We start from the raw sequence: 15,097 nt of genomic DNA, 5'->3' as shown, positions 1-15,097 counted from the left end.
AAATAGGGGGGTTATATGTTACAACAACAGTTAGAAAAAATTCGTAATAATAATTACATACTGGATAACACACTTAACATTGATTCTTTAAGTTCCAATATGCTTGAGCAAATTGGCGATACTGATAGCTATTTAAGGGACAAACTCATCTACTCTACTTTTTCTCATCTCATCAAGAAGGACTACCTTTCACACACACAATTACAGAAACTATTATTAGAAAGCATCGGTGAAAAATATTTATTGTATAAGATTCATTCAGATGATGAAGATGCTGTATTTACTCGTGCATTTACGACCTTATTAATTGCGCTCATTATAGATGCAGATACAACTCATAATTTCTTATCACAGAATGATATTTTAACTGTAAAAGATCAATTAATTCTATATATGAACAATGAACATGATTTCCGCGGATATGTGCAAGACCACGGCTGGGCACATAGTATCGCACATGCTTCCGATACATTTGAGGCGCTTGTTCATAGTCCTAAATTAGAAACTTTACATTACGAAGAGATATTAAAAACTTTGTTAAACAAAGTTTTTGTCCATTCTATTTACTATAAATACGAAGAAGACGAGCGTCTCGTTTATCCGATTGTCGCAATGCTGCAAAATGGCCTGAAAGAAGAAATACTCATATTAGCCCTTCGTGACTTAGTAGCTCAATTACCGGTCCAAAAACAAGCACTACCTATTGAATCGTACGAGTTTCTATATGGAAATACAAAATCTTTCTTACGTAGCTTATTTTTCAGACTACGCACACTTTCTATATGTGAAGAAACCGAATTCGAAATTGAAAAATTGCTACAAGAGCTTCCAAAATATTATTAAAAAAGAAGGCCACTCAAAAAGTGCCTTCTTCTATTTCACTAATATTTAATTGAAATTTCACGATCCAAACTGAGAAAAGGTGGACAAGAAGCGCGAACGCCATACATGCTCCACTTAAAAAAGTTAGTATAGGATGCGAATACACGTGCCCCAACCCATAGGATATCGCCACGAAAAACATTGTTATGTAAATATAAATTGCTCCATGTATTTGCCTCATATAAACCTCCTTTTCCCATATTATAACATAAATTTTCTGATTATTCACATTAATTACTCGTAATCAATATTTCTCAACTGTTACACCTCTTACAGCAGCCTTAATATACGGTGACCCTTGTAAACTTTGTAAATCCTCTGTTTTTCCTGTTACGACTATACCGTATATTGGTAAGTCTTTTGGTTTGGTGTTTTTTATTTCTTTATCCCGCATTAACGGGCAGTAAGACCTCACATCAAAATTCAGCGGAAGCAAGAAGTTAGACGGGGGATGAACCCCACACTGATTAAAGTTTCACTTTATAGTTTATCCTAAAATATTCTCAGTATCTCTCTTTATTTTCACTTAAAGACATCCAAATGCAACTTTTATAAATTGTTTCATAATAAAAAGCACATCCATTTTGATGCGCTTCTCTGAAATACTATTCTATTATTTCATCGCTTCCTTCACAACATCTTGAATCATAACAACTTCTGTTTTCATATCAATAGACGGTGCTTCTTCATCGATACATTCATACCAAAATGCTAAGTGCTTTTTATCAATTTCATGCTGCGAATTTTCGACAAAAATACCACCTTCTCCTTGCACAGAATACCAATATAAGTACTCTTCTCCATCTCTTATTTCCCGGAAAATTGTCTCAACGTACATTTTTTCGTCGTTTAATGTCAAAAGCACTTCTTTCAAATTGTCATTAAGAAGCTGCATCCATTCATCTACTCGATGACTCTTACCAGGCTTAACTTTAAATCTTGTTAATTCTACATTCATTTTTATTCCCCCGTTTTCTTACGTACAAACAAACTATATTCTATTGGATGATAAAAACTTAATTTACTAGCTAATTTTTGCGAAGGAATATTGTCTACATAACAATCCCAGCTCGGTATAATGTCATTTTGCATGCAATGTTCAATGAACCTTGTTGCAACAGCTTGAGCTAATCCTTTCCCTTGATGCGCTTCATGTGTTGCAATATCTATTTCAGCAAAACCATTCCCGCTAAATATTGAGACGCATTCAGCTACAATTATCCCATCTTGTTCTATACAAAATCCAAAACCACTGTTCAAAAACGTTTCTTTTGATCCCCAATACTCTTTGTAGTACTCCTCTTTAAATTCACTGCTGCGCTCTATATCTCTTCTATCAATACGCTTCACTTCATATGTATTTTTGTTAAAATCTCGTTGGCTCTCTTCAAAGGTTACGCTTTGAAATTTCATTCGCTGGATGTTCCGAAGTACATTACTAAAACGCTCTTCTATCATCATTTCCCACTCTTCACTCGAAGTGAACAGTGTAAATCTCTTCTCTGTTTTTTCAATAGCCGTTTTTAAATATGAAAATAACTCTTCGTTATAATTTTGATCATCCGTATCACCAAATAAATAATAGATACCATTAGCTGTAATAATTAATCCTGCTGTTAATTGCCCGTTTATAAAAACCTCAACCATCTATCATTTGATCACATACCGCATAAGCAAACGTCGTCGTTCTTGTATTACCTTCTAAAACCGGAAGAACTTTTCTATAATCGGCTACAGATAATTTTTTCATAATTGCTCCACTTTAATCGTATCAGCCTCTATATGTTCAAAACAAAGATTTACCGTTCTCTTTAATGCTCTCGTTCTATGAATCGTACATGCTGGAATTAAAATAGAATCATTTGGCTTTAAAACCGCTGTTTCTCCATCTTCAAAATCAATAAGTAATTCTCCCTCTAGCACAATAAATAATTCATCCGAATTAGAATGATAGTGCCAATCATATTCACCAGTAAATACAGCGATTCGTAAACAATGACTGTTTATATTTGAAACGACGAAGTTTTTATGTTGATCTTGAATGTCTTTTGTTAATTCTATTAAGTTCACAGTTTCCATATTTCGTCCCATCCTTTCATTAGTCGTTCTTCTGAAAAATCAACTTAATCTCCACCACCTCCGCAATCTCCTCCACCATCACTTGAGCTACTACAATCACTGCTACTGTAGTCACCGAATCCACTTGATGAGCTTGAAGCGTATGAAGATTTTTTGCTTCTTTTTCTATCTTTTTTACTTTCATGACTAGGCCATACTTTATTAAATAATATAAAGAATAAGACTAATTCTATTGCGAAAAGGATATAGCCTAAAATATTCTCAATAATATTCGGGGTTATATCAAAACTGTAAAACACCCCACCTGAATAAAGACACAAAATGATATACAGAGCCATACAAATATATCGAAATGTTTTTTCTATCATAAGGACTACTTTATTTGAAATAGGTATGTTCTGTTCCTGTTTTTTCTTTATATACCTTTGTCTCTTTGCCTGCTTTTTCTTCCTCTTTTTACTCCCCATCCAATCCCCTCTTTTTATTATATAATTCTAAATTATCACAATAAAAATCGATTTACACCAATAAAGTGAAACTTTGATCAGTGGGGGGGGGTTATTCATCCCCCCACTGATTATTAGTTGAACCAATCGGGCTTTTACGGGCAGTTGATCCCCCACCTAACTTCTTTGCTTCCGCTGAATTTTTGGGTGGGGGTCTTACTGCCCGTTAATGCGGGATAAATAACAATTATTCACATGTTATTTCCCCATATAAAAAAGACCCTCCTTATGAAAAGGAAGGTCTCAAATGTATTTCTATTATGATAAAGCAGGAGCTTTTTCAAGTAGCTCTTTCGCATCAGCGTATTGTAAGCCGTGAGCTTCTGCAACTGCTTCGAATGTTACATAACCATCTAATGTGTTAATACCTTTTAGTAATGCAGTGTTGCCTAAACAAGCATCTTTATAGCCTTTGTTAGCAATTTGCACTGCATATGGTACTGTTACGTTAGTTAATGCAAGAGTTGATGTACGTGGAACCGCACCTGGCATATTAGCAACTGCATAATGAACAACGCCATGTTTTTCGTAAGTTGGGTTGTCGTGAGTTGTAATACGGTCAGTTGTTTCGAAAATACCACCTTGGTCAATCGCGATATCTACAACGACAGAACCTGGTTCCATTGATTGAATCATTTCTTCTGTTACAAGTTTTGGCGCTTTTGCACCTGGAATTAATACTGCTCCAATAACAAGGTCAGATTCTTTAACAGCTTCTGCAATGTTGTATGGATTAGACATTAATGTTTTTACTTGGTTACCGAAAATATCATCTAATTGACGAAGACGTTCTGCACTTAAGTCGATGATTGTTACATCTGCACCTAAACCTACTGCAATCTTAGCTGCATTTGTACCAGCTTGACCACCGCCGATGATTGTTACTTTGCCGCGTTTTACCCCTGGAACGCCTGCAAGTAAAATACCTTTACCGCCTTTGTTTTTCTCAAGGAATTGTGCACCGATTTGTGCAGACATACGACCAGCTACTTCACTCATAGGTGCAAGTAATGGTAAAGAACGATTGTCTAATTGTACTGTTTCGTATGCGATTGATGCAACTTTGTTATCGATTAATGCTTTCGTTAATTCTGGCTCTGGAGCTAAGTGTAAGTATGTGAATAAAATTAAACCTTCACGGAAATAGCCGTATTCACTTGCTACTGGCTCTTTTACCTTCATAACCATATCTTGATTCCATGCTTCTTCAGCAGTTTCTACAAGTTTCGCACCAGCTTGTACGTATTCTTCATCCGTAAAGCCAGATCCTAAACCTGCTCCTTTTTGAACAAAAACTTCATGACCATTTTGTACTAAATGTACTGCTCCCGCTGGCGTCATTGCCACACGGTTTTCATTGTTTTTAATTTCTGTTGGAATACCGATACGCATGATTAGTTCCCCCTTGAGTTATGAAATGACCCCTGAATCATTTTTTAAAGCGCTTTCTACGCTCTTATATTTTAACATAATATCTCAATATTTGACAAAAAAATAATACAAGTTTTCCGATAGATTTAATTTTATATTAAAGGACAGTATTATCCGCACCTATCAGCACAATGGATAAACTGTCCAATTATTCGAAACTTCATCATATTTTATTCTATCGATGTCTATGAATAACATCCACTGCACCAGTCACTTCGATAATTGTACCGGTAATCATATCGGAATCGTCCTCACATAAAAACGAAATGGTTCTTGCAATATCTTCACCTGTTCCAGATCTACCAATCGGTGTGTTATGCTCTTTTAGCTGACGTGCTTCTTGAATAGTTGCCTCTTTCATATCGCCAATAATATCACCAGGACATACCATGTTCGCAGTAATACCATACTCCGCTTCTTCATAAGCAACTGTTTTCGTTAATGAAACAAGTCCTACTTTCGCTGCCGCAAAAGCTGAGCGATAAATCCATCCCGGTGCACTATCCGCCCCTTGAAATCCGTAATTAATAATACGGCCAAAGTTCTGTTTTCTCATGACCGGAACGACAAGTTTTAATAAATGAAATACCGCTGTTAAATTTCCCTGAATCATTTCATTCCATTCATCTTCTTCATAATCAACTAACTTTTTTCGTTCAAATACATATGGACCAGCATTATTAATTAAGAAATCAATTTTGCCAAAACGGCTTATCGCTTCTTCTACTATTTTATGTAAATCTTCCTTTTTCGTGACATCCGCTTGCACGAATTGTAGACGCTCTTCCATATTTTTATATGTTTCTTTCAACTTTTCCATAGCCGTGATATCGCTATGATACGTTACTGTTACTGAATATCCTTTAGCCAATAACTTTTCTGTTACTTGCTTTCCTAAACCTTTCGTACCGGCTGTAATGAGCGCGTGTCTCACAAAACTGCCTCCTTTTAAATTGCTATACTTCATATGTAACAAGTTCTCGCTCCAATTACAACTAAAATGAATTGAAACAGAGTTTTCAAAATTCTGTAACGTTTCTGGCAAGCACGTTACCAAAATTTGTTTTATAATTAAGTTGTAAACAGTTATAAAACAGATTGGGAGGAATTGACTATGAATAATACATATACAAATATTTTAATCGCGGTGGATGGTTCTAAAGAAGCAGAAAAAGCCTTTAAAAAAGCAATTCAAGTCGCAAAGCGCAACAATGCAACATTAACAATCGCTCATATCGTTGATGTAAAAGCGTACTCAGCAGTAGAGGCTTATAGCCGTGCAATTGCTGAACGTGCAAATCTATTTGCAGAAGACTTATTAGAAGACTACAAAAAAACTGCGCTTGAAGCTGGTCTTGAAAAAATTGAAACTGTATTAGAATTTGGTAATCCTAAATCTAAAATTTCAAAAGAAATCGCTCCAAACCATAAAGTAGATTTAATTATGTGTGGTGCGACTGGTTTAAATGCTGTTGAACGCTTCCTAATCGGTAGCGTCTCTGAACATATTATTCGCTATGCGAAATGCGATGTCCTTGTTGTTCGTGGTGATGAGGAGCAAGGTGATCTTTAATTTATAGATAAAACACCAAGTCCACATAGGCTTGGTGTTTTTCATTTTATCAACTTCACTATAAACACAAGACATGCTACGACAACAACGGTAATTGCCAATACATAAGGCGGCAGAAACTTCAAAGACCATAATGCCATCATGATTGTCGCAACTGTTAAATACGTTTGCTTTGCATCTTCTGTCATTTTTTTACGAAGTAAGAAGACGTACAAATAGCCAATTGGCGGCGTAATGAAGCAAAGAACATATATGATTTTTGATTTTAAATACCATTTTTGTTCTCCAAGTTTCTTTATATCCCCTTCTATTCTCTTATGCTCTTGTTCTCTCGCTTCTTCTAAAAGTGGATTTTCCTCTTCTCCTCGCTTTTCTTTCATATAAGGAAGAAAGTGCATAAAAAAATAGTATGCGAATACGAACGCGCCAAATCCAATATTTAATCTTTCTAATGGAATATGCTCACTAAAAAAAGCAGCAGTAAGCACTAAAGACAAACAGTACGTCATCATCCAAAATGAACGTTTTCTCTTTTTCCGTTCCATTTCTTTTTTACCTTGTATATCTTTTCTTTTCGAAAGCCATATAGAAATAAAGCAATCTACTACAAATAGAATAAAGATAAATATCCCAACATCTACTGTTTCTACATCCTTAAATGAAAAGACATTCGGGAATGCAGCGTGTAATACGATTAGCGTGTACAAAATTACCCCTATAAAATAAAGTGAAACTTTAATCAGTGGGGTTTTGTTCCTCCCCCACTGATTATTAGTTGAACCAATCGGGCTTTTACGGGCAGTTGATCCCCACCTAACTTCTTTCCTTTCGCTGAATTTTGAGGTCGGGGTCTTACTGCCCGTTAATGCGGGATAAATACGTCTCATTTTTCATCCCTTTCTTATTTCCTAACATTACGTTAACATACATTTTTTAGAAATAGACGGACAAAATATATATGTGTAAAAAAGGAGGATGCTATATGGATGATTCTGAACGCATTATTTTAGACGTGAACGGAAAAGAAATTGAAATGCTAGATACAATCCGCACTCATTTTAAAGAGAAACATGGCGTTGAACTAAGTAATGGTGCATTGCTTCGTGATTTGATGGATATTGAGTATATTCGAATTACAGAAGATCGACATAAGTATGATTAAAAGAAAAACGACTGCAGGCGAATGCCATCAGTCGTTTTCTTTCTTCATTTAAGCTCTTGATGTTTCCCGCCCATACCACCAGGCTCATTGCTATCTTGGTGTACAGTTAGTTTATTTGTTTTCGTATCTTTTAAAACTCTATATGTATATGATTCATTTGGTTCATCTTTAAACTGTACATTCATACCATATGAATCCATTTTGCTATAAAAGGCCGGTTTTATATATAAAATATCACTTTCTTTATATCCTTTATCTTGCAAATGCCACATCGTTGCGATAATCGCTTCCTCTCGCTTTTCTTTTTCACCAACATACATATATTTGTCCAAAAGAAACACTTTAGCATTTGCAATTAAGCTAATTAACAGTACAATGATAAACACTATTTTTTTCATAGACTTCCCCTAAATTGTTATTTTTTACTATGTTGTAACTTAAATGCTAGTAAAAAATAAAGTACGCCAGACTTTACTAGACTGGCGTACTTCCCAACTCAATTCTTAATAACTTCTTTCGTTAACCCCTTCGCCTTCTCCAAAGCGTTTTTGATTTGTTCAAACCCTGTCCCACCAGCACTATTACGACGCTTTACAGCCGCATATGGTGAAAGAACTTCATACAAATCTTCTTCAAATAAAGAGCTCATTTCTTGATATGTTTCAAGCGGGACATCTAATAAATAAATTCCTTTTTGTGTGCAATGTAGCACTAACTTCCCAACAATTTCATGAGCTTGACGGAATGGTAGTCCTTTGTTTGCTAAGTAGTCGGCAATTTCTGTTGCGTTGGAGAAATCTTGCGTCACAGCTTGCCCCATTTTTTCTTTGTTTACAGTCATCGTTTCAAGCATGCCCGCCATAATATGAAGGCATCCTTCTACTGTTTTCACTGTATCAAACATTCCTTCTTTATCTTCTTGTAAGTCTTTATTGTAAGCGAGTGGTAATCCTTTCATTACTGTAAGTAAACTGAATAAATTACCGTATACTCTGCCAGTTTTCCCACGGATTAGTTCCGCCATATCCGGATTTTTCTTTTGCGGCATAATGCTGCTTCCTGTCGCGTATTGATCGCTCATTTCAATAAATTGAAACTCTTGGCTACTCCATAAAATAAGTTCTTCACAAAAACGTGATAAGTGCATCATAAGCATAGATGAATTACTTAAAAACTCTAGTATGAAATCACGATCACTTACTGCATCTAAACTATTTTCATAGATTCCATTAAACCCAAGAAGTTCCGCACTATATTCTCGGTCGATCGGGAATGTCGTCCCAGCTAGCGCTCCTGCTCCTAATGGGGAGATATTAATACGCTTTAATGAATCTTCATAACGATTCACATCACGCTCTAACATCCAAAAGTAAGCAAGAATATGATGAGCAAATGAAATCGGCTGGGCACGCTGCAAGTGCGTATAGCCCGGCATAATGGTTTCAATATTATTTTCTGCTTGTTGAACAAGAACAGTTTGCAATTGTTTTGTAGCTTTTATAATATGTTCTACCTTTTCTTTTAAATACAAATGCATATCTGTCGCCACTTGATCGTTACGACTTCGGCCTGTATGAAGTTTCCCTCCTACTTCACCAATTTTTTCAATTAACATCTTTTCAATATTTAAATGAATATCTTCAGCTTCAACCGAAAAATGTAATTTATTTTGTTTCGCTTCTTCTAATAAATATTGAAGACCTATCTTTATTTTCTCTGCTTCTTCTTTCGTCACGATGCCTTGCTTTGCTAGCATCGTTACGTGTGCAATACTCCCGTTTATATCTTGATTTACTAATTGTTGATCGAAGGAGATGGATGCTCCAAACTCTTCAACCCATGCTTCCGCTTCTTCTGTAAAACGTCCGCCCCAAAGTTTGCTCACGCTTCCACCTTCTTTTGATTCACTTGGCTGTATACTTTCGTCGGTAAACCGAATAATGAAATGAATCCAACTGCTGCATCATGATTAAATTCATCTTGAGCAGTATATGTTGCTAATTTTTCATCGTATAAAGAGTATTCAGATTTACGTCCTTCTACAATCGCATGACCTTTAAATAATTTCACACGCACTGTACCTGTTACATTCTTTTGCGTTTCTTGTAAAAATGCATGAAGTGCTTGTTTTAAAGGCGAGAACCATAAACCATTATAAATAAGTTCTGTTATTTTCTGTTCAATCACTGGTTTAAAATGTGCTACTTCTTTTACGTGTGTTAAATCTTCCAACTCTTTATGCGCAGTGATTAACGTCATTGCTGCTGGACATTCGTATACTTCACGAGATTTAATACCGACAAGACGATTTTCTACGTGATCAATACGTCCAACGCCGTGTTTTCCAGCAAGCGCATTTAACGTTTTAATTAATTCTGCAAGTGAATATGCAGTGCCATTTAAAGTAGTCGGTACTCCTGCTTCAAATCCGATTTCTACAAACTCTGGTTTATTCGGTGTATCTTCTAATGCCAATGTCATCTCATATGCATCTTCTGGCGGCGCTGCCCATGGATCTTCTAAAATTCCACATTCGTTGCTGCGTCCCCATAAGTTTTGATCGATTGAAAACGGGCTATCTAAATTAATCGGAATTGGTACATCGTTTTCTTTTGCATATGCAATTTCTTCTTCACGTGACCATTTCCATTCACGTACAGGCGCAATCACTTCTAAGTAAGGATTTAATGCTTGGATAGAAACTTCAAAACGAACTTGGTCATTTCCTTTCCCTGTACATCCGTGTGCAACTGCAGTTGCGCCTTCTTGTTCTGCGATTTCCACTAATTTCTTCGCAATAAGCGGACGAGATAATGCAGAGACAAGAGGGTATTTCCCTTCGTATAATGTGTGTGCTTGCATCGCCATCAATGCATATTCGTTTGCAAATTCTTCTTGAACATCAATCATATATGATTTAATTGCACCTACTGAAAGTGCCTTTTCTTTTACAAATGCTAAGTCTTTACCTTCCCCTAAGTCTAAACAAAGCGCGATAATATCATAATTCTTCTCTTGTAACCATTTAATTGCAACGGAAGTATCAAGACCTCCGGAATATGCTAATACAACTTTTTTCTTCTCCATTTTGCATCCCCCTAAAGAATAAATATTCATTTTATCTTATAATAATTCACACTTTACCACCTTTCACAAAATGTATCAAGAGTCATTTTCAAATTTTTTCAAACAATTTCGTCGAACTTCTTTCTGTTTTTCTGTACAATATAAGCAGGAAAACGGGGGTGAACTTATGGAAAAGTATTTCTTATACGATGAACATCTAGGAATTGAAATTCCACATTTACAAGAAGACTGGGAAGAAATCCCCGAAAAAATGCAACATGCTATTTTACTAAAATGGGAACAAGTTCGCGGGAAAATTCCTGATCGTATAAAAGAACTTGAGCACTATATTAATACAAAACAACATTATTTAAATAATGAAGAAGACTTCGAAGTTTCTTGTAAACTAAATTCAGAAATTGCCGATCTTGCTTCTATCATTAATGACCTTTGGCTTTGGTATCGACTCACTCAAAATGTATCTGAGGGGAAAGCACACCAATGAAAAAAGCATGCCCCTCAATTACTTTGGGTCATGCTTTTTTGTCGTAACAAGATTTACAATATATCTCTTGTGCTGTTTTCGCCAAACAGACATCAAATGGACCAACTAATATACTTCTTTCTTTCGGCAACTTTACAAAAGCAACAAGCTCTTCTTCATATTGAATTTTTTTCTGACATGAAATGCATATTAATTCTTTTCTTTTGAACATGTCTTTTAGCATCTCTTCACTCTCCCCTTCATCTATCTATATTAATATACTCTCATAATAGTTAAGGATTGTAAAAAAATGACACATTCCGAATCGAATGCTTCATATACTATGTACAAAAGGAGGTCTCAAACCTATGCGCGCTTTCGTTATTATCGCTTTAACTTTTTTAAGTGTGATTAGTTGGGATGCGTTTTTTAAAGATAAAAATGATGAAAAGAATACAACTGAATAAAACCCTTTTTTCTTACTTATTGGACAAACCTTTACAAACTGTCCAATCCTCCAAAATAACTTAGGCTTTTCTACAAAAATATTTAAACATAACATTTTTTGTAGATTCCCTCCGTTTATTGTCGGTTTCCATCCGCATACATTTTTTAAAAGTATGATATAATAGTATAAATCTTGAAGGAAGGGATTTTGATATCATGATCGCTCGAAGGAGCATGTGGCATCGTATTGACGAATCATACACGTAGCGTATTTTTCAGCTCAGATACTTTAGTCTAGCGAAAAAAATACGAGAGTGGGGAAATTATGATTGCCCGAAGGATAATTTGGCAAAAAAAAGACTCTTCTTACACATAGCGTTTTGTTTAGGACTTAATTGTTACTAACTAAACAAAACAAAGAAGAGCAGGATTGCTAAATGACGAATCCTACTCCACGTTTTGTTTAGTCGTTTTAAGACTTAAACTAAAACGAAGGTAGGGAGAATTGATGGACGAGAGGATTATTCGTTATTTCTTCAGCGACATATAGCGTAGTTAGTTTTTTCGTAAACTAACTGAAAGCTACATGTGAGCTCGTAGTTAGTTTACAACACAAAAAGGACTACTAACTACGGAAAGAAGGAATAACGATGAGGAACATCCAAAGTCGGCAAATTATTAAAGAAATTTTTATGGTTTTAATCGGTTCATTTATTTTAGCAGCAGCGCTATATCATATTCACTTTCAAAACCACTTAACAGAAGGTGGATTTGTAGGAATTGCACTATTCATTCAAAACTTTTATGATATTTCACCATCTATTTCAACTGTATTAATGGATATCCCAATTATTTTACTGTGTGCTTCATTTTTAGGTAAAAAAATGGTTGGCTATTCATTCTTAGGTTCAATTTCATTCGGAGTATTTTATTCCTTTATGGAAAATTATTCTCCATTTACGGTAGATTTATCAAATAACTTATTTATAGCTGCAGTAGTTGGCGGTGCGTTAGCTGGTATTGGACTCGGTTTTATATTGCGATTTGGCGGTGCAACCGGTGGAGACGATATTTTAACAATTGTATTAAGTAAACGAACTCGTTTTACAATTGGGCAAATTTTCTTCGTCTTTGACGCGATTGTTCTTGCGCTTTCATTATATTATTTAAATTGGACTGAAATTGCTTTTACTATTCTTTCGATTGCCGTACAGGCAAAAACATTGGATTTAATTTATTATCCAAAAACAGAAAAAACAGCAGAAAAGCAGCCAGTATCTGTTCCAATGTCCAAAAAACATGCAACAAATTAAAAAAGCGAAAGGCTTCGGCCTCTCGCTTTTTTTACGCTCTTTTTTCTTTCTCGACTATATGGCGCACTTGATAAAATCTATTTGCAAATTCAGTAACATTTCTTGTTAAACGATAATTCACTGTAGATCCAATTGCCATTCCAATTACCGGAATACCTTGGAATAATTTACGACGAAGAGCATAAATCGAAAATGTCTTCAAAATTTGTTTTAACACAACTTCAGTAGAAGCTGTTTGTAACACTGCTTCGTCTCCTTCATAAAAGAACGAATCTTCTTGTTCCAACTCTTGCAATAAATTGTACCATGCGTATTGCTGAAGTCTTCCTGGTAGTAATGACGCGTGAAACACCTTTAACGCAAGCATCATTTCATAAGGCTTGTTCACATCATGCCCAAATGATGTTGCAATAAGTTGGACCGCCTTCACATTTAACGCGATCATAACCGGAAAATCCGCCGTTAATAATAATAAACCTCCAGCACCTGTCGCCCCGCCTTGCACAAATGAATATAGACGATGACGTGCTGTTTGCTGCTCTGCTATGTATGTTAACTGATCAATAGACAATGCTTTCAAATCTTCAAGCTGTTCAATCGATTCATCAAATAATCTCGATGTTCCTAAAATCCGATTACGTGCATCTAACTGTGCTTGTGAACTTTGAATAAATGCATGCAAATGAAAGAGCCATCCATCTGCTTTCGTGAAGAATTCTTTTCGCTTTTTCTCAGGTAATTTCGCAACTGTAGTATGTAACCATTTATCAAACACTTTTTGAAAATCGGTCGCTTCTTGCTCAACTAATTGCGCTTCCCATTCTTTTATATTGTCTAAAATGGCTTGTTCTCGCTTCGATCGCATCGTAACAACCACCTCGTTCGATTTTTTTCTATTGTAACATATTTCTGCTTATTCTTTACAAATATGCTTGTATATCTCTTTTCACATACCCTTTATGAGTGACATAAAATAATAGCAAAAAGGATGAGATGCTTCACATGAATCTATCCAATCTAAAACAAAATTATAACGCAGTATTCAGCTTAGGACAAAACTGTTGGCCTGCTTGGGCATTATATCAATTAGAATTATCACCATTTTTTGGCGTTATTGATTTTATGCTAAGTCCTTCATTAACGAAAGTAAATCTATTATTACAAAATCGATTTGACCGTTTTTTAAATTTCGAAAATCTATCCTTCATCTCATTTTGGGATGATGATGCCAAATTAAGATTAAGGGACAACCTTTATGAAATTGACTCCTGTCATGACTTTAAAACAGATGTAAACACACCAACTTCTTGGCCTTCTTATACAGAAATTAAGTTAAACTATGAACATCGAATTAATCGTTTTCTAACTACAATTGAAACGGCAGAATCCATATTGTTTATTCGAACTGGAGGAACATATGAAGAAGCATGTTCCCTAGAACAAATTTTATCTCAAATCGTTACACATACATTCTCTGTCCTATTACTAATTCCTGCCGATATACCAACTATCACCCAAGAAGATTGGGGATTACAACATACTTGCGTTATGAAATGTCCTATTATGGATGTATACCAATACAATGAAGCATTTTGGAAAGAGTTATTTGATGGAATTACAGTTAGACCGCACACTTAAATACACGATACTTTTATCACACCATACATTATAATCGTCCTTATACGAAACAAATAAGGAGTGATTCTATATGTATCCACGTGCAAAGGCTTTCGGTCTTGCTGTACATCAAGATCGCCTTCTCGTACAAGAATATCATACAGAAGGCGAAACATATTATCGTCCTCTTGGCGGTTCCATTGAACTTGGTGAAAAATCAGCACATACTGTTATTCGGGAGTTTAAAGAAGAGCTTCATACGGAGATAGAAATCATCAATTATTTAGGTTGTTTAGAAAATGTCTTTCATCTAGATGGGGGCATTGGTCATGAAATCATTCAACTATATTCTTTGCGTTTATTAGACACATCACTATATGAAATGAAAATATTAAATATACAAGATGAGCAAACAGTAGCGTATGCGAAATGGATTCCTATTACGGCATTCATTCAGAAAGAAAAAATACTATATCCGGATGGAGTTTTAAAATACATCCAAAAGAAAAAAGACGAAATCCTATAGGATCTCGTCTT

General features: G+C 35.4%; 19 protein-coding genes and 2 pseudogenes. 7 read left to right on the top strand and 14 right to left on the bottom strand.

Going from position 1 to position 15,097, the window contains the following annotated elements:
* Window positions 1-15 precede the first annotated feature (15 nt).
* Window positions 16-843 carry a DUF2785 domain-containing protein gene (locus tag RT27_RS04540; RefSeq protein WP_043935404.1) on the top strand — a complete coding sequence of 276 codons (828 nt, stop codon included), beginning with the start codon at window positions 16-18 and terminating at the stop codon, window positions 841-843.
* Between the two features lie 13 nt (window positions 844-856).
* On the opposite strand, the gene RT27_RS04535 is transcribed toward RT27_RS04540, so the two are convergent.
* The 8 genes and pseudogenes from RT27_RS04535 to RT27_RS04505 form a co-directional block, all read right to left on the bottom strand.
* Window positions 857-1,063: a hypothetical protein gene (locus RT27_RS04535; RefSeq protein WP_001248905.1), complete on the bottom strand. Its 207-nt coding sequence runs from the start codon at window positions 1,061-1,063 to the stop codon at window positions 857-859.
* Window positions 1,064-1,126: 63 nt separating this feature from the next.
* Window positions 1,127-1,273: pseudogene (locus tag RT27_RS34755) on the bottom strand (anti sigma factor C-terminal domain-containing protein); the annotation flags it as partial.
* A 222-nt stretch (window positions 1,274-1,495) separates the two neighbouring features.
* Window positions 1,496-1,840 carry a DUF6176 family protein gene (locus tag RT27_RS04530; protein ID WP_043935403.1) on the bottom strand — a complete coding sequence of 115 codons (345 nt, stop codon included), beginning with the start codon at window positions 1,838-1,840 and terminating at the stop codon, window positions 1,496-1,498.
* Window positions 1,841-1,842: 2 nt separating this feature from the next.
* Window positions 1,843-2,632 (bottom strand): annotated as a pseudogene (locus RT27_RS04525) (GNAT family N-acetyltransferase).
* Entirely contained in the window at window positions 2,629-2,961 is a 333-nt protein-coding gene (locus RT27_RS04520) for a cupin domain-containing protein (RefSeq protein ID WP_000450933.1), read from the bottom strand. Before RT27_RS04520 ends, RT27_RS04525 begins: the two are co-directional and overlap by 4 nt.
* Before the next feature lie 44 nt (window positions 2,962-3,005).
* The gene (locus RT27_RS04515) at window positions 3,006-3,428 is read right to left on the bottom strand and encodes a hypothetical protein (RefSeq protein ID WP_043935402.1); all 423 of its coding nucleotides are present in this window, start codon (window positions 3,426-3,428) and stop codon (window positions 3,006-3,008) included.
* A gap of 297 nt (window positions 3,429-3,725) precedes the next feature.
* The gene (gene ald / locus RT27_RS04510; RefSeq protein ID WP_001219402.1) at window positions 3,726-4,859 is read right to left on the bottom strand and encodes an alanine dehydrogenase; all 1,134 of its coding nucleotides are present in this window, start codon (window positions 4,857-4,859) and stop codon (window positions 3,726-3,728) included.
* Window positions 4,860-5,073: 214 nt separating this feature from the next.
* On the bottom strand, window positions 5,074-5,865 hold the full coding sequence (locus tag RT27_RS04505; protein ID WP_042969124.1) for an SDR family oxidoreductase: 792 nt from the start codon (window positions 5,863-5,865) through the stop codon (window positions 5,074-5,076).
* A 147-nt stretch (window positions 5,866-6,012) separates the two neighbouring features.
* Between RT27_RS04505 and RT27_RS04500 the strand changes: the two genes are divergently transcribed.
* On the top strand, window positions 6,013-6,471 hold the full coding sequence (locus RT27_RS04500; RefSeq protein WP_001066672.1) for a universal stress protein: 459 nt from the start codon (window positions 6,013-6,015) through the stop codon (window positions 6,469-6,471).
* Window positions 6,472-6,512: 41 nt separating this feature from the next.
* Here RT27_RS04500 and RT27_RS04495 read toward each other — a convergent pair whose 3' ends face one another.
* Window positions 6,513-7,211, bottom strand: coding sequence for a hypothetical protein (locus RT27_RS04495; protein WP_043935424.1), 699 nt, complete (start codon window positions 7,209-7,211; stop codon window positions 6,513-6,515).
* Between the two features lie 242 nt (window positions 7,212-7,453).
* Between RT27_RS04495 and RT27_RS04490 the strand changes: the two genes are divergently transcribed.
* Window positions 7,454-7,633 (top strand): hypothetical protein, encoded by a 180-nt coding sequence (locus tag RT27_RS04490; RefSeq protein WP_000342760.1) that lies wholly within the window; start codon window positions 7,454-7,456, stop codon window positions 7,631-7,633.
* A gap of 44 nt (window positions 7,634-7,677) precedes the next feature.
* Here RT27_RS04490 and RT27_RS04485 read toward each other — a convergent pair whose 3' ends face one another.
* The 3 genes from RT27_RS04485 to RT27_RS04475 all read right to left on the bottom strand — a co-directional run bounded on the left by RT27_RS04485 (window position 7,678) and on the right by RT27_RS04475 (window position 10,720).
* Window positions 7,678-8,031: a DUF3139 domain-containing protein gene (locus RT27_RS04485; RefSeq protein WP_016080084.1), complete on the bottom strand. Its 354-nt coding sequence runs from the start codon at window positions 8,029-8,031 to the stop codon at window positions 7,678-7,680.
* A 98-nt stretch (window positions 8,032-8,129) separates the two neighbouring features.
* On the bottom strand, window positions 8,130-9,518 hold the full coding sequence (gene argH / locus RT27_RS04480) for an argininosuccinate lyase (RefSeq protein WP_029443406.1): 1,389 nt from the start codon (window positions 9,516-9,518) through the stop codon (window positions 8,130-8,132).
* Window positions 9,515-10,720 carry an argininosuccinate synthase gene (locus tag RT27_RS04475; RefSeq protein ID WP_000412315.1) on the bottom strand — a complete coding sequence of 402 codons (1,206 nt, stop codon included), beginning with the start codon at window positions 10,718-10,720 and terminating at the stop codon, window positions 9,515-9,517. Before RT27_RS04475 ends, argH begins: the two co-directional genes overlap by 4 nt.
* Window positions 10,721-10,886: 166 nt before the next feature.
* Here RT27_RS04475 and RT27_RS04470 point away from each other — a divergent pair, with 166 nt between their 5' ends.
* Window positions 10,887-11,204 carry a hypothetical protein gene (locus RT27_RS04470; RefSeq protein WP_000417218.1) on the top strand — a complete coding sequence of 106 codons (318 nt, stop codon included), beginning with the start codon at window positions 10,887-10,889 and terminating at the stop codon, window positions 11,202-11,204.
* A gap of 28 nt (window positions 11,205-11,232) precedes the next feature.
* On the opposite strand, the gene RT27_RS04465 is transcribed toward RT27_RS04470, so the two are convergent.
* A complete protein-coding gene (locus RT27_RS04465) occupies window positions 11,233-11,427 on the bottom strand; it encodes a hypothetical protein (protein WP_000910273.1) in 195 nt (64 codons plus the stop codon).
* 853 nt (window positions 11,428-12,280) lie between these two features.
* On the opposite strand from RT27_RS04465, the gene RT27_RS04460 reads away from it, so the two are divergent.
* On the top strand, window positions 12,281-12,943 hold the full coding sequence (locus tag RT27_RS04460; protein WP_043935401.1) for a YitT family protein: 663 nt from the start codon (window positions 12,281-12,283) through the stop codon (window positions 12,941-12,943).
* Window positions 12,944-12,974: 31 nt separating this feature from the next.
* Here RT27_RS04460 and RT27_RS04455 read toward each other — a convergent pair whose 3' ends face one another.
* Entirely contained in the window at window positions 12,975-13,808 is an 834-nt protein-coding gene (locus RT27_RS04455; protein ID WP_001256853.1) for an EcsC family protein, read from the bottom strand.
* A 137-nt stretch (window positions 13,809-13,945) separates the two neighbouring features.
* Between RT27_RS04455 and RT27_RS04450 the strand changes: the two genes are divergently transcribed.
* Entirely contained in the window at window positions 13,946-14,581 is a 636-nt protein-coding gene (locus RT27_RS04450) for a DUF1796 family putative cysteine peptidase (protein WP_029443408.1), read from the top strand.
* Window positions 14,582-14,651: 70 nt separating this feature from the next.
* On the top strand, window positions 14,652-15,086 hold the full coding sequence (locus tag RT27_RS04445) for an NUDIX hydrolase (protein ID WP_043935400.1): 435 nt from the start codon (window positions 14,652-14,654) through the stop codon (window positions 15,084-15,086).
* Window positions 15,087-15,097: the final 11 nt, after the last annotated feature.

It is taken from the genome of Bacillus sp. L_1B0_5 (assembly GCF_000836715.1).
In the GTDB taxonomy this organism is placed as follows: Bacteria; Bacillota; Bacilli; order Bacillales; family Bacillaceae_G; genus Bacillus_A; species Bacillus_A thuringiensis_S.
This window is presented reverse-complemented; position numbering and strand designations above follow the sequence as displayed.